Origin of the sequence: Halanaerobium sp. MA284_MarDTE_T2, from assembly GCF_003337245.1 — a bacterium.
In the GTDB taxonomy this organism is placed as follows: Bacteria; Bacillota; Halanaerobiia; order Halanaerobiales; family Halanaerobiaceae; genus QPJE01.
Genome location: NZ_QPJE01000002.1, coordinates 1 through 22442, shown reverse-complemented (window position 1 = coordinate 22442; position 22442 = coordinate 1). Strand labels below are relative to the sequence as shown.

General features: G+C 35.3%; 18 protein-coding genes, 1 pseudogene and 1 riboswitch. Of the genes and pseudogenes, 17 read left to right on the top strand and 2 right to left on the bottom strand.

Annotation, left to right across the window (positions count from 1 at the left end; genetic code table 11):
• The first annotated feature begins 18 nt into the window (after nucleotides 1–18).
• Entirely contained in the window at nucleotides 19–672 is a 654-nt protein-coding gene (gene phoU, locus DFR78_RS01335) for a phosphate signaling complex protein PhoU (RefSeq protein WP_114457050.1), read from the top strand.
• A 200-nt stretch (nucleotides 673–872) separates the two neighbouring features.
• On the opposite strand, the gene DFR78_RS01330 is transcribed toward phoU, so the two are convergent.
• A complete protein-coding gene (locus DFR78_RS01330; protein ID WP_114457049.1) occupies nucleotides 873–1781 on the bottom strand; it encodes a P1 family peptidase in 909 nt (302 codons plus the stop codon).
• Between the two features lie 291 nt (nucleotides 1782–2072).
• Here DFR78_RS01330 and DFR78_RS01325 point away from each other — a divergent pair, with 291 nt between their 5' ends.
• The 13 genes and pseudogenes from DFR78_RS01325 to DFR78_RS01265 all read left to right on the top strand — a co-directional run bounded on the left by DFR78_RS01325 (nucleotide 2073) and on the right by DFR78_RS01265 (nucleotide 16962).
• Nucleotides 2073–3584 carry a bifunctional UDP-sugar hydrolase/5'-nucleotidase gene (locus DFR78_RS01325; RefSeq protein ID WP_233486934.1) on the top strand — a complete coding sequence of 504 codons (1512 nt, stop codon included), beginning with the start codon at nucleotides 2073–2075 and terminating at the stop codon, nucleotides 3582–3584.
• A gap of 182 nt (nucleotides 3585–3766) precedes the next feature.
• Nucleotides 3767–5422 (top strand): Na+/H+ antiporter NhaC family protein, encoded by a 1656-nt coding sequence (locus DFR78_RS01320; RefSeq protein ID WP_114457166.1) that lies wholly within the window; start codon nucleotides 3767–3769, stop codon nucleotides 5420–5422.
• Nucleotides 5423–5645: 223 nt separating this feature from the next.
• Nucleotides 5646–7502: a YgiQ family radical SAM protein gene (locus DFR78_RS01315; protein WP_114457047.1), complete on the top strand. Its 1857-nt coding sequence runs from the start codon at nucleotides 5646–5648 to the stop codon at nucleotides 7500–7502.
• Nucleotides 7503–7668: 166 nt separating this feature from the next.
• Nucleotides 7669–8478 carry an ATP-dependent sacrificial sulfur transferase LarE gene (gene larE, locus DFR78_RS01310; RefSeq protein WP_114457046.1) on the top strand — a complete coding sequence of 270 codons (810 nt, stop codon included), beginning with the start codon at nucleotides 7669–7671 and terminating at the stop codon, nucleotides 8476–8478.
• Nucleotides 8471–9244, top strand: a complete 774-nt coding sequence (gene larB, locus DFR78_RS01305) for a nickel pincer cofactor biosynthesis protein LarB (protein WP_114457045.1) — start codon at nucleotides 8471–8473, stop codon at nucleotides 9242–9244. Before larE ends, larB begins: the two co-directional genes overlap by 8 nt.
• Before the next feature lies 1 nt (nucleotide 9245).
• A pseudogene (larC, locus tag DFR78_RS01300) lies at nucleotides 9246–10579 on the top strand (nickel pincer cofactor biosynthesis protein LarC).
• Between the two features lie 280 nt (nucleotides 10580–10859).
• On the top strand, nucleotides 10860–11282 hold the full coding sequence (gene nikR, locus DFR78_RS01295; protein WP_114457044.1) for a nickel-responsive transcriptional regulator NikR: 423 nt from the start codon (nucleotides 10860–10862) through the stop codon (nucleotides 11280–11282).
• Nucleotides 11283–11302: 20 nt separating this feature from the next.
• A complete protein-coding gene (gene tsaA / locus DFR78_RS01290; RefSeq protein WP_114457043.1) occupies nucleotides 11303–12388 on the top strand; it encodes a tRNA (N6-threonylcarbamoyladenosine(37)-N6)-methyltransferase TrmO in 1086 nt (361 codons plus the stop codon).
• A gap of 268 nt (nucleotides 12389–12656) precedes the next feature.
• Complete coding sequence (locus DFR78_RS12220) at nucleotides 12657–12779, top strand: hypothetical protein (protein ID WP_255416507.1); 123 nt, start codon at nucleotides 12657–12659, stop codon at nucleotides 12777–12779.
• Between the two features lie 101 nt (nucleotides 12780–12880).
• Nucleotides 12881–13011: riboswitch (molybdenum cofactor riboswitch) on the top strand.
• Between the two features lie 129 nt (nucleotides 13012–13140).
• Nucleotides 13141–13968 carry a substrate-binding domain-containing protein gene (locus DFR78_RS01280; protein ID WP_114457041.1) on the top strand — a complete coding sequence of 276 codons (828 nt, stop codon included), beginning with the start codon at nucleotides 13141–13143 and terminating at the stop codon, nucleotides 13966–13968.
• Between the two features lie 64 nt (nucleotides 13969–14032).
• Nucleotides 14033–14737 (top strand): ABC transporter permease, encoded by a 705-nt coding sequence (locus tag DFR78_RS01275; protein WP_114457040.1) that lies wholly within the window; start codon nucleotides 14033–14035, stop codon nucleotides 14735–14737.
• Nucleotides 14724–15467 carry an ABC transporter ATP-binding protein gene (locus DFR78_RS01270; RefSeq protein WP_114457039.1) on the top strand — a complete coding sequence of 248 codons (744 nt, stop codon included), beginning with the start codon at nucleotides 14724–14726 and terminating at the stop codon, nucleotides 15465–15467. The genes DFR78_RS01275 and DFR78_RS01270 overlap by 14 nt, the downstream gene beginning before the upstream one ends.
• Nucleotides 15468–15561: 94 nt before the next feature.
• Entirely contained in the window at nucleotides 15562–16962 is a 1401-nt protein-coding gene (locus DFR78_RS01265; protein ID WP_114457038.1) for an amidohydrolase family protein, read from the top strand.
• Here DFR78_RS01265 and DFR78_RS01260 read toward each other — a convergent pair.
• Nucleotides 16919–17593, bottom strand: a complete 675-nt coding sequence (locus DFR78_RS01260; RefSeq protein ID WP_114457037.1) for a redox-sensing transcriptional repressor Rex — start codon at nucleotides 17591–17593, stop codon at nucleotides 16919–16921. The two genes, DFR78_RS01265 and DFR78_RS01260, sit on opposite strands and share 44 nt — an antisense overlap.
• 213 nt (nucleotides 17594–17806) lie before the next feature.
• On the opposite strand from DFR78_RS01260, the gene DFR78_RS01255 reads away from it, so the two are divergent.
• From DFR78_RS01255 to DFR78_RS01245, 3 genes are all read left to right on the top strand, one after another.
• On the top strand, nucleotides 17807–20179 hold the full coding sequence (locus DFR78_RS01255; RefSeq protein ID WP_114457036.1) for a Lon protease family protein: 2373 nt from the start codon (nucleotides 17807–17809) through the stop codon (nucleotides 20177–20179).
• Between the two features lie 60 nt (nucleotides 20180–20239).
• Nucleotides 20240–21373 (top strand): N-acetylglucosamine-6-phosphate deacetylase, encoded by a 1134-nt coding sequence (gene nagA, locus DFR78_RS01250; protein ID WP_114457035.1) that lies wholly within the window; start codon nucleotides 20240–20242, stop codon nucleotides 21371–21373.
• 178 nt (nucleotides 21374–21551) lie between these two features.
• Nucleotides 21552–21992, top strand: coding sequence for an Hsp20/alpha crystallin family protein (locus tag DFR78_RS01245; protein ID WP_114457034.1), 441 nt, complete (start codon nucleotides 21552–21554; stop codon nucleotides 21990–21992).
• Nucleotides 21993–22442: the final 450 nt, after the last annotated feature.

Here is a 22442-nt window from a genome sequence, read left to right as displayed (position 1 = left end):
GGGAGAGTGAAATTCCAAATGGAACAAGTGTATGTGGAAAAACGTGAACAGCTGCTGAATGATCTCAGTGATATGAGTGAAGTTGCAGAAGATATGCTGCAAAAAATTATTAAAGCCCTGGATAAAATGGATGTAGATACAGCCAGAGATATTATTAACAGAGATGATGTACTTGATAATTATAAGATAACAATAGAAGAAGAAGTTTCACGTTTACTTACCATGGAACAGCCGTTAACAAGTGATACATGGTTTGCCATTGCAATGGTAAAGATAGCTTCCGATTTAGAAAGAATAGGAGACCATGCAACTAATATTGCGGAGATTTTGCTTGAATTAAAAAATGAAAAAAGACTTACTCCTATCGTGATGATACCGGAACTTGCAGATATTGTTACCGACATGCTGGATGTTGTACTGGAATCTTTTGCAACAAAAAATGCAGACCTTGCTGAGGCAGCCTGTAGAATGGACGAAAAAGCGGACAACATGTATGATCAGGTTTATGATAAAGGTATAAAACTTTTGAGTAAGAATGAAAAACAGCTAAATATTCAGCAGGTTGTTAAATATTTAAATCTTGCCAAATCCCTGGAAAGAGTAGGAGATCACGCCACAAATATTGGTGAAGAAACTATTTTTTTAATCACTGGTAAAAGAGTTAAATATTAAAAATAATTTTATTAAAAATGTTAAAAAAATTTCCCTAAATTTTTATTTTGATTTACGGGAGATGCTCACTTATAGAAGATAAAAGGGCCAGCCGGCCCTTTTATTGTTTATAGTTTAGTTTTTGATATAGAGTTTTGTTAATGTTTAAAGTTTTTTAAATTTTGTGTAAATCCTGATTGTAATTTATAGAGGGAGGAGATTTACACAGAAGAACAGACAGCTTCTGCAGCCACAGCTGCAGCTGCAGTACCTACCTGATTTATGTCTGCATTTATTTTATTTGAAGCAAGAGTAAAAACAGTATCCCCATCAAGCATTGTATGGACAGGATAAATAGTGCGGGCAAGTCCATCCTGTGCCATTATTGATACACGATTTGCTTCACTTTTGTTTAAACGGGCATTGGTAGCTATCACTGCTAAAGTTGTGTTTTCTCTTTTAAGACCAGTATTAAGCTCAGGTTTATTTAAAAAAATTGATTCAGTATCAATAAAATTTCCATTTTCATCTTTAGCCCCTGCAGCTATTTTTCCTGTTTTATAATCTTTGATATCTCCAAATGCATTTACCACCACCAGAGCTGCAACTATCAGTTTTCCTATTTTTATGGCTGCATGGCCTAATTTTGTTTTGTGGGCATATTTCATGCCATTTATTTTTCCACAGGTTGCTCCGGCAGCAGCACCAATGCTTTTATTTTCAAGTGGGGAATTATCAGCATTTCTGCAGGCTTGATAGGCCATTTTTTTATCAGGTCTGATTTTAGAACTTTTATATTCCAGATCATATATCACTGCAGCAGGAACTATTGGCACATATCCACTACCGGTCTGGAAACCTGTACCCTGTTCTTCCAGATAATCCATAACACCTGCAGCAGCATCAAGTCCAAAAGCACTTCCACCTGTCAGCAAAACTGCATTTATATTCTGTATTACTGCTTCTGAAGCTAGAAGAGCACTTTCTCGTGTGCCTGGGGCACCACCTCTTACTTCAGCGCCAGCAGAAAAATTATTGCCGCAGATGATAACTGTACAGCCAGTTCCTCCTTCTATGTTTTCTGCATTTCCTACCTTTATTCCATCTACAGCTGTAATATCATTATTCATATTATCTCCCCTTCATTTTGCTTAAGTTTTATACTTTATTTAATTTCTATTGTATTTTACTTCTTTTTCAAACTGCCTGTTCCTTCCTGATACATATTTTTCGCAATTATTTACCAGCAGGTAAAGTAAACCTCAAATATTTTTATCTGAATAGAGTTTCCCCAAAATAATTTTTACAGCTTAATTTGAAAAATAAGGAAAGGCTTTTTTGTCTGATAGGAAGGAAAATAATAATATATATTTAATATTTAATATATATGGTTATATATAAAAAATATGGAGGTGGATTTATTGATAACTAAAAGATTATTTGCTGGTTTTCTGATTTTAGTGCTGGTAATGGGATTAACTGTGGTGGCAGCTGCTGAAGAGGTCAATATTCGTATTTATCACCATAATGACACACATGCGAGAGTAGAAGAAGGCAGTTATGCAGGTATGGGTTTTGCTAAAATTGCCGCTCTGGTTAAAGAAGGCAGAAAAAAAATGGATAATGTTCTTTATCTTGATGCTGGTGATGCATTTCACGGCCAGGTGATAGCAAATGTGAATGAAGGGGAAGCAATAGCCTATATATTTAACATCATGGACCTTGATGTAATGACACTTGGAAATCATGATTTTAATTATGGACAGCAGCGCCTCAGAGAGCTGAAAGAAATAAGTGACTTTCCACTGCTGGCTGCCAATCTAAAAGAAGAAGATGGAACAGATTCTCCATTGGCAGATGATTATGTTATTAAAGAATATGATGGAGTTAAAGTTGGAATCTTTGGCCTTGCAACTCCAGAAACAGCTTATAAAACTCATCCTAAAAATATAGAAGGACTTGTATTTGCAGATCCGGTTAAATCAGCTAGAGATATGGTTGAAGAATTGGAAGGAAAAACTGATGTAATTATTGGCCTTTTTCATTTGGGATTAAGTGAGGAAAGTAATTATACAAGTAAAATGGTAGCACAACAGGTTGATGGGATAGATGTAATAGTTGATGGACACAGCCACCACACACTGGAAAAAGGTATGATGGTTAATGACACATTGATTACAATGGCAGGTGAATATGATAAATATCTGGGTGTGATTGATCTGGTGGTTGAGAATGGTAATCTAAAATCCAAAAAAGCATCTCTGATAAGTAAAGAGATGGCAGAAGATGTTAAACCCGATAAAATAATCTCAATGGTCGTTGATAGTATGAATGCAGCCAATGAGAAGATTACTTCTCAGGTTGTAGGTGCTGCTCTGATAGAACTTGAGGGTGACCGAGCAGTTGTGCGTACTGGAGAGAGCAATCTCGGTAATATGATTGCTGATGCAATAAAAATTAAACTTGATGCAGATGCTGCTGTTACAAATGGAGGTGGTATCAGAGCTTCAATTAATAAAGGAGAAATAACAAAAGGAGAGGTGATTACAGTTCTTCCTTTTGGAAATACAGCAATGGCGATTAGAGTTAAAGGTTCTGATCTGAGGGCTGCTTTAGAACATGGTGTTTCCAAATACCCTGCTGAAGAAGGTCTTTTTCCACAGGTCTCTGGAATAAAGTTTACCTTTGAACCTGATAAAAATCCTGGAGAAAGAATTCAGGAAGTATGGGTTAAAGGTGAAAAGCTGGACCCAGCCAGAGATTACGTTATTGCTACAAATGACTTTATGGCTGCAGGTGGAGATGGATATACTATGTTTACTGATGCTCCAATAGTAAAAGAAGCCGGTGGACTGGAAGAAGTAGTTATGGAGTATTTAGAAAATAGATCACCGGTAGCACCTAAACTGGAAGGCAGAATAACAGTCGAGTAAATTCTAAAAAGAATTTGAGGAAACTTCTTTTGTAAGGGGTATACTTTACAATATCAAAAAAATTGGATAAAATTAATTTATAATTTAATTAGTTAAATTACTAAAAGGAGGTAATTAAAATTACTGGAGAAACTGTTGGATTTTTATCTATTATACCGCCGATACTGGCTATTTTGCTTGCCATGTACACAAGAGAAGTTCTTATATCATTATTTGCAGGTGTCTGGTCTGCTGCATTAATTATTAGTCGCTGGAATCCAATTTCTGCGACTTCATTATCTCTGCGCTGGATCGTTAATACTGTTAATGATCCCTGGAATGCTAAATTTTTAATTTTGATTATGTTGATGGGAGCTGGAGCTGCCTTAATTTACAAATCGGGAAGTGTGCTGGCCCTGGAAAATTGGATGGGCAGTGCCGTTAGAACTTCAAGGGATTCACAGATTTTAACCTGGATGATTGGGATGTTTATCTTTATCGACTCTTATACCAGTACAATTGTAACTGGAAATGCAACCCGGGATGTGAGTATCAAAAATAAAACATCCAGAGAAGCACATTCCTATATATTAGACTCCACAACAGCTCCGGTGACAACCTTTGGCCCGGTTTCAAACTGGATTGGTTATCAGGTTTCGATGATTGCTGCTGGATTTGCTGCAGCAGGAATCACTGCAGAACAGATTGGAGTTACTCCATATGCAGTATTTTTGCGCTCTATTCCATGGAATTTTTACTGCCTGCTGGCATTTTTTACAGTTGGTTTTATAACAATAAGTCAGCGGTATTATGGTCCGATGCTTGATGCAGAATGGAGATCTCGTAAGGAAGGTAAGTTAATGAGGGATGGAGCAGAGGCACTGTCAGATATAAGTACTGATGTAGGTGAACAGAGCAGTAAAAATCCGAAGCTGATCAATTTCTTTTTGCCTATATTCTCTCTGCTTGCTGTAAGTGTTTTTTCTATGTGGTGGCTTGGTGACGGCTATCAGGCCGGAGTTAGTATTGCTCAGGCTTTTCAGGAGACTGATATAGCACTGGCACTGCTTTATGGTTCCTTTGCCTTTGTCTTTTTTGCTCTTGTCGGAGCTCTGGCTTATAAAACGATGTCCTTAAGTGAAGCCAGTGATGCAATTATTGATGGATTTAAAACAATGATTATTGCTGCTGCGATTATTATTTTAGCCTGGACAATTGGTCATGCAACTGATCAGGTTGGTACAGCAGAATATGTAGTAAATATTCTGATGAATATGGGTCTGCCGGGTAGAGCACTGCCGATAATTATTTTTCTGGCTGCTATGTTTATTTCCTTTACCACAGGTACTTCCTGGGGTACGATGGCAATTCTAACTCCAATTGCTGTTTCTACAGGTTATGAGCTGGTTGGATTCAGTATTGTACCTGTTTTAATGGGTATTTTATTTGGCGGAGCTATTTTTGGAGATCATGTTTCACCTATTTCTGATACGACAGTAATGTCATCAATTTTTGCTGGGTCTGATCATATTGATCATGTAAGTTCACAGATTCCTTATGCATTAACAGCAGCTGGAGCTACAGTGATGACATTAATCTTATATGCTCTGGGAATAGATTCTGTAGTTATTTTACTTATTACTGCTTTTGGGCTGACAATTGTTATGTCAGTTCTGTTTAATAAATATGATGCAGGTAGAAAAGGTCTTCCGGAAGTAATGCCTACAGTAGAAGAAATTGAGGCAGGAAATACAGAAGGCAGCAAAATAAAGACCTTTAACAAAATAGCAGTAGCGGCTTCTGCTTTTTATCTTTTTTATATGGCAAGTATTTTTCTCTTTGCCAATCTAGCATCTTAGATAAAGCTTTTGTACTGCTTTAACCCCTGTAAACTTCAGCAGAGAGTGATTTCTGCTGAAGTGATAGGGGTTTTTTCGATTTTAAAGGTTGTGAAAATAATGATTTGTGCTTAGATTCGATTTAGTGAGGTTTTTCTGCTATAATAATGAATAGATTAATAAATTTAAAGAAACAAATATGGAATTGTAAACAGAACAAAAAAAGGAGTTACTGATAAATTAAATGGAAAGTTCAAAACAGAATTCTAATAAAAATAGTGAGCAGAAAGTTGATAATTCTCGAGATCAGTTTATGGTGATATGTCGGGATGATATGGAAAAACGGGGCTGGGAAAAGCTTGATTATATTATTGTAAGTGGAGATGCTTATGTAGATCATCCATCTTTTGGAACTGCAATAATTGCCAGAGTACTGGAAGATGCAGGTTTTAGAGTCGGGATTATTGCCCAGCCAGACTGGAGAGATACATCGGATTTTAAAAAACTGGGGAAACCTAAATATGCTTTTTTAGTGACTGCAGGGAATATGGATTCCATGGTTAATCATTACACTGTAGGTCGCAATAGGCGCAGGTATGATAATTATTCACCAGGTGGAAAAAGTAATTTGCGTCCAGATAGAGCTACAATAGTATATACAAATAAAATTAGAGAAGTGTATGGAAGTATACCTGTCATATTAGGAGGTATTGAAGCCAGTCTGCGCAGATTTGCCTATTATGATTACTGGGATAACAAAGTGCGGAGATCAATACTGTTTGATACACGTGCAGATCTGCTTGTTTATGGAATGGGAGAACATCAGATTCTGGAAATTGCCGAAAATATGGCTTCAGGACTTGATATTAAATATATAACTCATATTCCTGGAACTGTGTTTATTGCTGACAGTTTGGATAATCTTTATAATTATAAGCTGCTTCCGACTTATGATGAGGTAAGAACAGATAAAAAGAAATATGCTTATTCATTTAAACTTCAATATGAAGAACAGGATCCTATTAGAGGAGAAGTTCTTGTCCAGCAGCATAAAGATAAATTTCTTGTGCAGAATCCACCGGTAGACCCCTTAAACAGGGAAGAGCTGGATCACATTTATTCACTGCCATATCAGAGAGATTATCACCCTGTATATGAGGATCTGGGTGGTGTTCCTGCCATAAAAGAAGTGAAATTTAGTCTTATTAGTTCACGTGGTTGTTTTGGATCATGTTCATTTTGTGCACTTGCATTTCATCAGGGAAAGATGATAACCTCACGCAGCAGAGATTCACTGGTAGAAGAAGCTCAAAAACTTATTAATATGCCGGATTTTAAGGGGTATATACATGATGTAGGTGGACCTACTGCTAACTTCAGACAGCCTTCCTGTACAGATCAACTTTCGCGAGGTATGTGTAAAGGAAAAGAATGTCTGTTTCCTAAACCCTGCAGTAAACTGGAGGTTGATCATGCTGAATATTTGGAGCTTTTAAAGGAGCTGAGGAATCTTAAAGGTGTAAAAAAAGTATTTATAAGATCAGGGATTAGATTTGATTATCTGCTGGAAGATAATAATGAGGAATTTTTTAGAGAAATGTGCAGACATCATGTAAGCGGTCAGCTGAAAGTAGCTCCAGAACATGTTTCAGAAGAAGTGCTCTACAGAATGGGTAAACCAAAAATAGATGTATTCGAAAAATTTAGAAAAAGATTTTATGAGATAAATGATGAAATCGATAAAGAACAGTATATTATTCCCTATTTTATATCAAGTCATCCAGGCAGCAGACTTGAAGATGCTGTCAGTCTGGCAGAATATCTGCGGGATATTAATCATCATCCAGAACAGGTTCAGGACTTTTATCCTACACCTGGTACTATGTCAACTGCTATGTATTATAGTGGTTATGATCCAAGAACAATGGAAAAAATATATGTGGCAAAAAGTCAAAAAGAGAAAAAAATGCAGAGAGCACTGCTGCAGTATCATAAAAAAAGCAATTATCAGACTGTAAAAAAGGCGTTAAAAAGAGCCGGCAGGGAAGATTTGATCGGCTATGATAAAAAAGCTCTTATAAAACCCAGCTCCAGTTCTTAAAATATTTTTATTTTTTAAATAAGGTATGGTTCTCCCACAAAAAGGTATAATTTTTTAAAACAGACTGGGGATGGGAAATAAGCTGCAGTACTTTATGTGCTAATTTAAGTATATAAATTAATACAAAAAAGATATAAAAAAAATTTAAATACAGGAGTGTGTATCTATGAAGACTGAAAAAAAATACGAAAAACTAAAAAATATACTGAGTGAACTGGGCAATTTTGTAGTTGCTTTTTCGGGTGGTGTGGACAGTACATTTCTTGCAGCAGCAGCTCAGGATGCAGGTGCTGATTTTACTGCACTTACAGTAAAAACACCATTTGTTCCCCAAAAGGAAATCGAGGAGCTTGAAGAACTTGTAGAAAAACTATCATTAAATCATAAAGAAATTGAGTTAAAGCTGGAGGAACTGGGGGAGGCTGTGGAAAACTCGCCGGAAAGATGTTATTACTGTAAGAAAAAAATATTTGGAGAGATTAAAAAATTTGCCGGGGGAAGAATTATTGTTGAAGGCTCCAATACTGATGATATAGGTGATTATAGACCCGGGTTGAAAGCTTTAAAAGAACTTAAAATTAGGAGTCCACTATTAGAGGTAGATCTCAGTAAAAAAGAAATTAGAGAATTGTCATACAGCCTGGGACTTCCTACCTGGGATAAACCTTCACTTTCCTGTCTGGCCACCCGAATTATCTATGGAGACAAAATTTCCAAAGAAAAATTGAATAAAATAGAAGCGGCAGAAGGATTTCTTATGGAAAGGGGTTTTGAACAGCTTAGAGTGAGAGATCATAATAATCTGGCCAGAATTGAAGTTGGTGCTGATGAAAGAGAGAAATTTATGGATATAGAACTAATAGATGCTGTTGAGGCATATTTTAAGAAACTGGGATTTGAATATGTCACATTTGATTTAGCTGGATATAGATCGGGCAGTATGAATCGGATGCTTAAAGGAGGTACTGATGAATAAAGAAGATATAAAATCTGTTTTAACAAAGGTAAAAAGTGGAGAAATAGAAATTGATGCTGCAATGGATGAACTTAAAGATCTTCCCTTCAAGGATCTGGGTTATGCCAAAATTGATAATCACAGAAGTCTTCGCAATGGATTTCCGGAAGTTATTTACTGTGAGAACAAATCACTTGATGAGGTAGAAGGTATTATTAAGGAAATGATGAAAAAAAGAAATAATATTCTTGCAACAAGGGCAAACCGAGAAGTCTACAACCGAATAAAAGATATTGAGCCGGAAGCAGAATATTATGAAAGAGCAAAAATTATATTTATTAAGAAAAGAGAATTGAAAAAAACAGAGAATAAAATTATTGTAGTTACAGGTGGCACATCAGATTTAGCAGTTGCTGAAGAAGCAGCAATTACAGCAGAAGTGCTCGGCAACAGTGTGGAAAGACTTTATGATGTTGGAGTGGCTGGAATCCACCGTCTTTTATTAAATATGGATAAGCTTAATGAAGCCAGTGTGATTATAACAGTTGCTGGAATGGAAGGGGCACTTGCCAGTGTTGTTGGAGGTCTGGTGGATAAACCGGTAATAGCTGTACCTACAAGTGTTGGTTATGGGACCAATTTTGGTGGTGTTTCGGCTCTGCTTACTATGCTCAACAGCTGTGCAAGTGGTGTTGGGGTTGTAAATATTGATAATGGATTTGGAGCTGCCTATCTGGCGGCTACAATTAATATGCAGATAGAAAATGCAGGAAAAGAGGGAAGGTAAAATGGAAAAAATACTATATTTTGAATGCAGTTCAGGAATTAGTGGTGATATGACAATTGCTGCACTGCTGGATTTAGGTCTGGATCAGGAGGAATTTTTAAATAAGCTTAAAAAACTTAATTTATCCGGTTATAAAATAGAGATAAAGAAAACACAGAAAAATGGAATTACAGGAACTGATTTTAAAGTGCTTTTGAACAACACAGCACATCCTGACCATATTTATGAAGATAGTCGTGATCATGAGCACAGTCATCATGATCACGAACACTATCATGACCATAATCACAATGATGACCAGCACAGCCATAATTATGATAAAAAAAATCACAATCATGTTCATAAAGAAGATAAAGGCCATCATCATCCGGGCAGTGGAGAACATCATCACCGCAATCTCGGTGATATAGAGAAACTGATCGATGAAAGTGAGTTAAATGAAAACATAAAAGAATTGAGCAAAAAGATTTTTAGCTATGTAGCCGAAGCAGAGGCAAAAGTGCACAGTAAGCCTTTAAATGAAGTTCACTTTCATGAAGTCGGAGCAGTTGATTCTATTGTAGATATTGTAGGTACTGCAATACTGATAGATATGCTTGATGCTGACTATATTTATTCTTCAGCAGTTCCAATTGGTTCTGGTTTTGTAAATGTGGCCCATGGGAATATACCAGTACCGGCTCCGGCAACTATAGAAATTCTTAAGGATGTACCTGTATATGCGTCTGGTATTAAAAGTGAACTTGTAACTCCAACCGGTGCTGCTATTATAAAAACTCTGGCAGAAGAGTTCTGCCCTCTGCCTGAGGTCAAGATTAAGAAAATTGCCTATGGTGCAGGAAAAAAAGATCTGGAAATAACAAATATGCTGAGGCTTTATCTGGCTGAAAAATCTAAAAAAAAAGTGAAAAACTGCTGATTCTAGAAACAAATATTGACGATATGAGTGGGGAGATTTATTCTTATTTATTTCCAGAATTGTTTACCGCCGGAGCTCTGGATGTTTATTTAACAAATATATATATGAAGAAAAATCGTCCTGCCCAGAAACTTAGTGTTCTCTGTACAGAAGAAAAACGAGAAAAACTGGAAAAAATTATCTTTAATGAAACAACAACTTTAGGTATAAGGAGATATTTTGTTGAAAGAAGCTCTCTGAAGAGAGAACAGTTTATATTTGATTCTTCTCTCGGAAAAGTAAAAATTAAATCTGCTTATCTGGATGGGGAGAAAATTAAATCTGCTCCAGAATATGAAGACTGCAGAAAGCTGGCACAAGAAAATGATATTCCACTTAAAGATGTTTATGATTTGATTAAAAGAGAAGCTGAATAATGGTTTTAACAAATAAAAAGCATGGTTCTCCCACAAAAAGGATATTTGCGTCTCTAACTCATTAAGATTGATTAACGAAAAATGCCTAATGTTCCGCAAATACCCTTTTTGTGGACACATCAAAGCATATAAAAACAAAATAAGTGCTGAGTGCCTGGTTTTTTCATCTAACAGGCACTTTTTTCTTTTTTAAAAGGTTTTTTTAATTAAATACAGAATAGTATTATATAGTAGCACGAATTGCATTTTCGTGCTACTATATAAAGGAGGAGGTGTTTTTGTGTCCAGTTTAAAGCGTTTTGGCGTTTCAATAGATGAGGAACTTCTTGAGCATTTTGATAAAATTAATGAAGGAGTATATAATAACAGGTCTGAAGCAATAAGAGATCTGATTAGAGAAAAAATAATAGAAGAAGAAAATAAGACAGATGAATCAATCGTAGTGGGAACTTTAACACTTATTTATGACCACCATAAATTCGCTTTAACCGATAAAATGAATCAGCTGCAGCATGATTATCACTGTATGTTTAAGAGCAATCTTCATATTCATTTAAATTATGATTACTGTCTGGAAGTAATTGTTGTTGAAGGTAAGATGAAAAAGCTGAATGAGGTTACAAGAAGACTTATTGCACTCAAGGGAGTTAAACATGGGGAATTGACTGTTGTCAACATAAAGGCTTTGGAGGATAGAGAATAATAATAGAGAGAGTGATATTATTGGAATTAATAGAGATAGGATATGTAAAAAGCAAATATAAAAAACCGGTTGGACCTGATAAAATGAAAAAAGCAAGAAGTATAATTGAAGTAAAAGAGGAGTATCAACAGGGGCTTGATAAGCTGGATGAATATGATTATATTCAGGTTTTATTTTACCTCCATAAGTCAGAAGGTTTTGATCTGGTAAGCAGAAGAAGAATGGGGCCCAAACGGGGTGTTTTTGCGTCTCGGAGTCCGCGCCGCCCCAATTCAATAGGAATGACTACAGTAGAAATATTAAAAATAGAGGACAATAAAATTCATGTTTATGGACTTGATGCAATAGATATGACACCTGTAATAGATATTAAGCCCTATACACCATTTATGGATACCCCGGCACTGTCAATGCAGAAAGAAAACCCACGCTATGAAATTGATAAGATGATTAAATATAAAAATATGAATGAGCTGCTGCTTAAGGCAGGAGAACTTCATGGACATTTCTGCCCCTATCTTGCTTTAGGAGTTGTGGCAGCTGTTGATGGAGTGCGTAAATTAGATGTAACAAATGATGGTATGGAAAAAATGCTGGCAGTGGTTGAGACCAACAGCTGTTTTAGTGATGGAATCCAGTATATCAGTGGTTCAACTTTTGGAAACAATGGGCTTATATATAGGGATCTGGGTAAAACTGCTGTTACATTTGCAAAAAGAAATGGAGGTAATATCAGATATATTTTAAAAGATGAGAAAGATTTTATAAAGGATAATTATCCAGAGGCAAAAGAACTTTTCAATAAGGTAATTACCCGCAGAGATGGTACAGATACTGAAGCAGAAAGGCTCAAAGAGGTATGGAAAACTATAGCTTTTGAGATTATAGAAAAAGAAGCAGAAAATGTTTTTAACATTTATCAGAATATAGAAATAGATATTCCAGAATATGCACCCATTTTTGAAGATCAATTTTGTGAAAAATGTGGAGAAAAAATTATGGCTTCCAAATCAGTGAAAAATGGTGGTAGAATTTTGTGCAGATCATGTGCAGGAACAGAATATTTCCAAGTTGACGGAAGTGGAATTGTCAGAAAAATCGAATAGGATAAAATTTATTCAGTTAAACTGCTAATGTAAAAAATTTATTTATGACAAAATCTTTTTTTTGCAGCTCTAAAAATAATTTTCTGAAAACTCTATAATATATTTTCTTGTTAAATTAAGACTCATATAGTATAATATAATTGAACCAACAGAGAGAGAAACTTAGTTTGTTTATGTGGTCGTTTTGTTTACTAAAAAGGAACAAAGTAGACGTGTAGCGAGAATGTTCCCTTACCAAAATCCAAAATTAAAGGGAGGGGCATTTAAAATGACAATCTTTAAGTATAAGCAACTTCAAAATGATGTTAAGACAAAAGAAATTGACGCCAGAGGATATGATAAACTTAAAAGCAAAGCTTTAGTTGATTATTACATGAATGGTGGTTATTAAAAAAGAATCAATTGTAAAATGATGTTTTATTTACCGGAGCTGTAAGGCTCCGGTTTTTATTTGACATTAAATAAAAAATTAGGTAAAATAATTATGAGATAAAAATTATATAACTCCGAGTATTTTGTTCCTAAGGATGTATAGAATATATATCTATGGAGAAAATACCGATAGGGTCAGTAGGGAAACATTCTGACCTCCCGGATTGGAAAGGAGTGATGATTTTGTTTGAATTTAATGGTGTAGACCCACCTTTTACCTTCCGGTAAATTATTTATACGGAAGGTTTTTTTATTGTTTTTTTTATTGTTAAGATTATTTATATTTTTAACAATATTCAGAATATAAAGGGGGGTTTCTTATGAACAAAAAATTATCAATTTTTCTAATTATTTTAATGATTACTCTGGTGTTTAGTGGTATGGCGCTGGCTCAGGACAGATTAATTCTGGCAACAACAACAAGCACAGAAAATTCCGGACTTCTCGATGAAATACTGCCTACATTTGAAGAAAAATTTGATGTTAGAGTAGATGTTATTGCAGTTGGTACAGGTAGAGCCATTAGTCTTGCAGAAAATGGAGATGCAGATATTATACTTGTACATGCAAGAGCAGCAGAAGATGCTTTTGTAGAAGCTGGTTATGGTGTTAACAGAAGAGATGTTATGTATAATGATTTTGTTATTTTAGGTCCAGCAGATGATCCTGCAGGAGTTAAGGGTATGGAATCAGCTGTAGCAGCACTTGAAAAAATTGCTAATTCGGAAAGTAATTTTATTTCTCGTGGTGATGACTCAGGAACACACAAAAAAGAGTTAAGCCTCTGGGAAAAAGCATCAGTTAAACCATCTGGCAGCTGGTATATGGAAACAGGACAGGGTATGGGGGCAAGCATCAATGTAGCCAATGAAAAAGAAGGATATATTCTGGCCGATCGAGGTACATTTTTAGCTTACAGTGGAGATATAGATCTTGAACTACTTGTAAGTGGGGATCCGCTGCTGTTTAACCCATATGGAATAATTCCTGTAAATCCAGCCTACCATACACATGTTAATTATCAGAAAGCAATGGCCTTAGTAGGATATATAACTTCTCAGGAAGGTCAGCAGATGATTTATAATTATACTAAATATGGTGAAAGATTGTTTAATCCATCTGCAATAACACCGGAAAATTTTAACTAAAGATATTTTCTCCAAAATAAATAATATAGTAGTATTATGTTATTATAGATAGAGGTGAAGAAAGATGAACTATATAATAGAAGCATTTCAGGAAGCATGGTATTTAATCATTGGATTTGATAGAGAACTTTTTAATGTGGTTTCAACATCACTGCGTCTTTCTATTACATCAACTTTCTTTGCCTCTATTATAGGAATTCCTGCCGGTATATTTATCGGCAGGACTAATTTTGGACGTAAAAAAATAGTAAATATAATATTAAATACTCTTCTGGGCCTGCCGACTGTGGTTGTGGGAATATTTGTGTATTCCCTTATTTCTAGAAGAGGAATTCTGGGAGAATATGAGATGCTATTTTCTTTTAGAGGTATCATTATTGGTCAGATAATTTTAATTGTCCCACTGATAACTGCTTTAATAAGAAATGCTATTTATTCACTTGATGAAAAGCTCTACAAAACAGCTCTTTCTCTTGGAGCAACAAAAATTCAGCAGTTTAAACTTTTATTACTGGAAGCCCGATATGGAATTATGGGGGCTGTTATTACAGGTTTTGGCCGTGTATTAGGTGAGGTCGGAATTTCTATGATGCTGGGTGGAAATATTAAAGGAGTTACCAGAACAATTACTACTGCAATGGCTCTTGAAACAAATAAAGGTCGTTTTGGATTTGGGCTTGCCCTGGGGCTGATACTGCTTCTTCTTGCTTTTATAATCAATATTGGTGTATATTCTCTGCAGGAGGGGAAAGAATATGAGCAGCGATAAAATTATTTTAAAGGCTTTAAATATAAAAAAAAATATAAAAGGGAAAAATATACTGAATCTGCGGGAGTTTAATGTTTATGAGGGTCAGTTTAATTTTATTATCGGGCATAATGGAAGTGGAAAGACAACATTATTAAATATATTATCTCTTGTAGATGATGATTTTAGTGGTGATCTGATATATAAAAATCAGACTATTGGTCCTAAAACTGATAAAGTTAAGCTCAGAAGAAGATTTTCTGTAATCTGGCAGAATCCATATTTTTACCGAGGTAGTGTAATTTATAATATAAGCCTTCCCCTCAGACTGCGTGGTCTAAATAAAAATCAATATCTCAAAAAAACGGAAGAAATAGCTAAAAGACTTGAAATAGAAAATCTGCTTGAACAGTCAGCTGCAACCCTTTCAGGAGGAGAAAAGCAAAAAGTATCTATAGCGAGAGCATTAATAACTGAACCGGAAATTGTCTTTGTTGATGAACCAACTACCAACCTTGATGAAGAAAGTATAGAATTTTTTAATTCACATTTTGCAGAACTTGTAACAGAGGAAATGACTGTGGTTATGGTGACACATGACAAAAACCAGATAAGAAGTCTGGCTGAAAAAATAACTGTACTCAAAAAAGGATCTGTACAGTACAGCGGCCCGATTAAAGGTCTGCACTATCAGAATGATAATAATTATTACAGTTCAAAGCAGGATTATCGACTTTTAATGAAGAACTAATAATGAAGAACTAATAATAAGGAGTTTCCCCATTTTCAACTCTAAAAATAATTTTTTGGAAACTTCCCTTAATAAAAAGAGGAGTGGTTCTTCTATGGAAAATTTGCTTTTGAAAAATGCTCTGCTGATAGATGAAAAAAGATCTCAGAAAGCTGATGTGCTTATAAAAGGAGAAAAAATTGCTTCTATCGGGAAACCAGGCAGTTTTTCTCAGGTAGAAAAAGCTGAAAATTTAAAAAATATTAATCTGAATGGTAAATACATATTTCCCGGTATTATAGATGCACATACACATTATTATTTAAAATCCAGAAATACAATTACTGCAGATGATTTTTATTCAGGCAGTATTTCTGCTGCAGCAGGTGGGGTAACAACTGTAATTGATTATATTGATTTTCCTCCAGATGCTGATTTTAAAAGTGCTTTTGAAAAAAGATGTCTTAAAGCAGCTGATTCTATTATCGATTACAATTTTCATCAGGTAATTGAGGATTTTAATCAGGAAATATCTAAAAAATTAAAAATTTTAAAAGAAATTGGAATTGCAAGTGTTAAGTTATTTACAACATATAGACGAGAAGGCTATGTGATAGAGCGCGGCAGATGGAGGGATGTACTAAAAAGACTGAAAGAACTCAAACTGCTTCCTACTGTACATGCTGAGGAAGATAAGCTTATTGAAGATTTAGAGAAAATATATTCAAAGCATAATTTAATATCTGCTGACATGCATCCTTCCATTCGGCCTGCAGTTGCAGAAGGACTGGCAGTTAAAGATATGGGTGAAGAAGCATTGCGGGCAGATATTCCCCTCTATATTGTTCATGTTTCTTCCGAATATGGGCTAAAGGAAATTAAAAAACTGAGGAAAAAAGGTGCGGAAATTATAGCAGAGACAGCACCCCATTATCTTCTGCTGGATCAGTCTTATCTTCGACAGGAAGAAGCACAGCTTTATTTAATGACTCCCCCTCTTAGAACAAAATATGATAATGAAATACTCTGGAACGGTGCAGCAGAAGGTGATTTTCAGGTGATTGCTACAGACCACTGTTCATTTACTCCCAGTCAAAAATTTAGGTCTCAATCAGCTCTTGATATCCTGCCCGGGATACCAGGTACAGAGACTCTGCTGGCTTTGATACATCATTTTGGAGTTAGAAGTGGAAAGTTTTCTTTAAATGAAATGATAAAAATGCTTGCTTATAATCCTGCCAGGATTTTTGGTTTATATCCTCAAAAGGGGTCACTGCAGGAAGGAACAGATGCTGATATAACAGTTTTTGATCCAGAAAAAAACATAAAATTAACTGCAGAAAATCTTCATTCTGCAGCTGGTTACAGTCCATATAAAAATTTTGAGGTAAAAGGCTCGGTATATATGACACTGCGAAGAGGTCAGATAATATTTGCTGAAAATAAAACAGCAGAAAAAGGAAGTGGAAAATTTATTCCTGCCAGCACTTCAGATTTTTTTCGCGAGGATCACTGATCTCCTGATTTAAAAAACAGGATAATTTGCACAGTCCCTGATTGATATGCTGTTCCTGTAAAAATACGTTATCTGGTACTTTAAGAGGAATTTCAGCAAAATTCCAGATGCCTTTAATTCCGGCCGCGACAAGGCGGTCGGTTATATTTTGGGCAGCTCCTTCTGGAACTGTGAGTGCTGCAATAGCAACTTTTTCTTTTTTAATAACTTTTTCTAGATTTTCCATCGGCTGAGTTTTTATATTATTAATATATAGGTCAATCAATTTTGGATTTTTGTCAAAAATTGCAGTTAGTTTATAACCTCTTTCTTCATAACCTCGATTGTAAGCCAGTGCCTGGCCCAGATACCCTGCACCAACAATTATAATTTTTTTTGTGTAATTAAATCCCATTATAATGCTTATCTGCTGAAACAGACAGTCAATATCATATCCATAACTTTTGCGGCCAAATGTGCCAAAATAACTTAAATCCTTTCTTATTAAAGAACTGCTGAGTCCGGTGAGTTCTGAGAGTTCTTCTGAAGATATATATTCTTTGCTGGAATCCTGGAGCATTTTAAGGTGATTATAATATAAAGGCAGTCTGTTTATAATAATTTCGGGTATTTTTTCAGTTGATTTTCCCATAACAGATTCTCCTTAATTAATAGTTTGTAAAAAATATAACAATCTTCAATTATATTTTATCTTACTATAATAATTATATCAAGCAGGATAAAAAGAAGATTTACAGAAATAATAATTAAGGAATGAACTCTGAAGTTTTAGATGGGGAGGGTTACCTGCCTATTTAAGGCAAAAAATTTTGTTTAAGAATAACATAATCGAGGAGGAATATTGATGGATAAATATAAAATAACAGATGAAAAACTTGAATTTAAATATGATTTCGAAAATTTTTCTTTTAAGAATACAGATGAGCTTGATTCTATGGAAGGAGAGATAATAGGACAGGATAGGGCTGCCAGAGCAGTTGATTTTGGCATGCATGTAAAAAAACCAGGCTATAATATATTTATGGCAGGACAGTCCGGTACAGGAAAATCAACTTATGCTGAAAAAATGGCAGAAAAAAAAGCAGAAAATATGGAATGCCCAAAAGATATCCTTTATGTTTTTAATTTTTCGGAATACGAAAAACCAAAGGTAATGTATGTACCGGCAGGTACGGGAGCTTCTTTAAAAAATGATATGGAAAAAATAATAGAAGAACTCAAAGAAGAGATACCGCGTGCTTTTGAAGGAGAAGAATATGATGAAGAGAGAAAAGAAATAATAAACCAGTATCAGCCAAAATCCACTAAATTGATGGAAGAATTTGAAAAAGAAGTAAAAGAACGGGGATTCCTTTTGCAGAATACCCCTCAGGGACTTGTTCCTATTCCATTAGATGAAGATGGAGAACCACTTTCACGTGAAGATTATCAGCAGCTGTCTGAAGAAGAAAAAAGTGAAATTAGAGAAGAAATTCAGGAGATTCAGACAGAAATCTCTCAGATTATGCGCCAGGTAAGATCTATCAAAGAAGAAGCACAGGAAGAGCTGGGAAGTTTGGAAAAGAAAATAGGTATTTCTGTAGTACAGCCTATTATTTGTCATCTCCAGGATAAATATGGTGATGTTCCTGAAATAGTTAATTATCTGCAGAAAGTTCAGGATGATATTGCGGAAAATATAAACCGCTTTCGCAGCAGTGATGATAATCAGAAACAGATGTTTCCGTTTGAAATAGATGAAGACGGCAGTTTTTTTAAACGTTATCATATAAATTTGTTTGTTAATCACAGTGATACAAAAGGTGCTCCTGTGGTTTACGAAACTAATCCAACTTATTATAACTTGTTTGGAAAGATAGAAGGTAAAAGTCAGTTTGGTACTATTACGACAGATTTTACAATGATAAGAAGCGGATCTCTTCACAGAGCTAATGGTGGCTTTTTAATTGTACATGCACATGATCTGCTCACAAACCCATTTTCCTGGGAGACTTTAAAAAGAAGTCTGATCAATGGGGAAATTACAGTAGAAAACATTGGTGAGCAGTACAGAAGTGTTCCCATTATTACACTGAAGCCTGAGGCAGTAGAGCTGGATTTAAAAATAATAATGATTGGTTCCCCCTATATTTATTATTTATTATATAATTATGATGAAGAATTTTCTGAGCTTTTTAAAATTAAAGCAGATTTTGATACTGAAATGGACAGAAATTCTGATAATATAGATAGATTTTCTGTTTTTATTTCTACAGTTATTGATAGAGATGATTTAAAACCATTTACAGCCTCAGCTGTGGCAAAGATGGTCGATTTTAGTTCCCGTCTAACAGGGGACAGACAAAAATTATCTACTAAATTTAATGAGCTGATAGATATTCTTTATGAGGCTGATGCATGGGCAGAAAGAAGTAATTCCACATATGTGACAGATGAGTTTGTACTAAAAGCTATAGAAGAAAAAGAAAAGCGCTCCAACCTGCTTGAGGAGAAAGTGCAGGAAAGAATAGATAGAGATATACTGCTGGTAGATGTAAGCGGCTGGGAAGTTGGTCAGATAAATGGACTTTCCGTCTATCAGGCGGGAAATTATGCTTTTGGACGGCCTTCCAGAATAACTGCCAGAACATACCTTGGAAAAGAAGGTGTTATAAATATAGAGCGTGAGGTTAAAATGAGTGGGCAGATACACAGTAAGGGTGTATTAATTTTAACTGGCTATCTTGGTGGTCAATATGCTCAAGAAAACCCACTTAGTTTAACTGCATCCATAGCATTTGAACAGAGCTATGGTGGTATTGATGGTGACAGTGCTACCTGTGCTGAAGTTGTGGCACTTCTTTCTTCACTATCAGATATACCTATTAGACAGGATATTGCTATTACAGGTTCTATGAACCAGAAGGGAGTAGTACAGCCGATAGGTGGAGTCAACGAAAAGGTAGAAGGCTTTTTTGCAGTATGTAGGGCAAAGGGATTGAGCGGAAGTCAGGGTGTTGTGATTCCTGAGAGAAATATAGATAATCTGATGTTAAATGATGAAGTTTTAGATGCGGTAAAAAATAATCAATTCCATCTGTACAGTGTTGAAAAGATAGACCAGGCACTGGAAATCATGCTGGATACACCGGCAGATGAAGTGCACAAAAAAGTAAAAGCAGTATTAAAAGAATATGCAGAAGTTGAGGAATCTTTAGAAGAGAATGATAGAAGTTAAAGTCTGCTGACAAACATCACGGGTCTGTCTTAAGAAGGATCAACTTTAGGAGCTGAAAAAATGAGGAAAAAATTAATTAAAAATATAAATATTATAACTAACGATAAAATTATCTGTGGTGGATCAATTGTTTTTGGAGAAAAAATAGAAAAAATTGTCCCATATATTTTAGAGGACAGTTCTGATCTGGAAGTTATTGATGGTAAAGGTGCATATCTTTCAGCAGGATTTATAGATATTCACACACACGGAGCTTCAGGTCGAGATACTATGGAAGCTGATTATAATGCATTAAATTCTATTAGTAAAACACTTGCCAAACATGGTGTTACTGCATTTTTGCCGACAACAATGACTATGAGCCCTGACCAAATAAAAAGGGCATTATCTGCTGTCAGAGAGGCAGCAGATAGAGGTACTGATGGAGCAGTAATAGCAGGTTCCCATGTAGAAGGTCCATTTATAAGTGAAGAATATATTGGTGCTCAAAACAGCCGCTATATTCTTGATCCAGATCCTGATCTGCTTAGAGATTATTATGATGTAATAAAGATAGTTACACTGGCTCCAGAAAAAAAGGGAGCATTAACTTTAATAAAGGAATTAAAAAAGAATAATATTACTGCTGCAGCCGGGCATTCTGCAGCTAATTATGAAGATTTCCAGGCAGCCAGAGAGGCAGGAATGGATCATTTTACACATCTATATAATGCTATGTCAGGACTGCACCACCGCCGACCTGGTCTTGTGGGGGCTGCACTGGATTCAGATTTGACAGTAGAATTGATAGCCGATTTGATACACCATCATGAAGCAGTTGATAGACTTACTATAAAATATAAAGGTGCTGATAGAGTTATTCTGGTTTCAGATTCTATGGAAGCAGCAGGGCTGGAAGATGGAAAATATGAGCTTGGTGGACAGGAAGTATTTGTAAAGGAGGGAGCAGCCAGGCTAAAAAGTGGTCAGCTGGCAGGAAGTGTGCTCACTCTGGATAAGGCTGTCAGAAATGTTATGAGTATAACCGATTTAAGTATTCCTGAAATTTTTAGAATGGTGACTTTAAATCCTGCCAAAAAACTTGGAATTGATCATCAAACAGGTAGAATAGAAAAAAACTATTTTTCAGATCTAATTCTTCTAAATAAAAAATTTGAGGTTCTAAAAACTTTTATACGGGGGAAAACCTTATAAATTAAATAGGGAATATTTTATAAAAATAAAGGAGTATTTGAGAGATAATTTGATTTAAAGAGAGATAAATGTCATTTTCGGCATTTTTAATAATTTGACCTTTTCTGACTATTTGACTATAATAATAATAGAAAGTTAAAAGAAAAATAATTTAAAAGAAAAATTCGGAGGTGGTTTTATGTTTGATCTTGTACCTTTTAGAAACCGCAATCGAAGAGATTTAATCGATCGCGAGGATGATCCATTTAATCGTATTGTCTCTGACTTTTTTGGTGATGTGATGGATTTTGCGGATCGCGGATTTAGAGCAGATATCAAGGAAAACGATGATGAATTTTTAATTGAAGCAGAAATGCCTGGTATAAAGAAAGATAATATCAATTTAGAAATAAATGAAGATTATCTGACAATTACTGCAAGCAATGAAGAAAGTAAAGAAGAAAAAGGAGATAAATATATCCGGCGCGAAAGAAGAAGAGGAACTTATTCCCGCAGTTTCTATCTGGATAATGTAAATGAAGATGAGATAAAAGCCGAATATGATGATGGAATTTTGAAAGTTCATCTTCCTAAAAAAGAAAAAACATCAGTTAAATCCCGCACAATAGATATTGAATAATTTAGATTTAAAAAATAAATATTGACGAAAAGGACAATTTTAAGGATGTTTTATTGCCCGGCATTACCGCCGGGCTAATTTTTTGTGTGCTCCGTAAATTATTCTGATAATAGGTGAAAGTCCTATCTATGTTGTGGCATGTATCATGTAGAAGTCAACAGTGACAGGGTGTTCACCGTGAGGTGGAATCTGAAGAGTCTGAGACGTGCTGTTAGTCCAAAACATTATGTGAACCAGAGGTGGCATCTGTAAATGGCGATTCGCCAAAAAATCGAAGAAGCTCAATGCCGGCATAACAACCATGCAATCTAGGCTGGATTTAAGGGTGTGATTAGGGTTGGAATGACAGCAAGATGGTATAAACTGGTGCGATTTGCTGATGATTTTGTGGTAATGACGAAATCAAAAAGGAAAGCTAAAAGAGCTTATGAAGTAGTTAAAGAAATTATT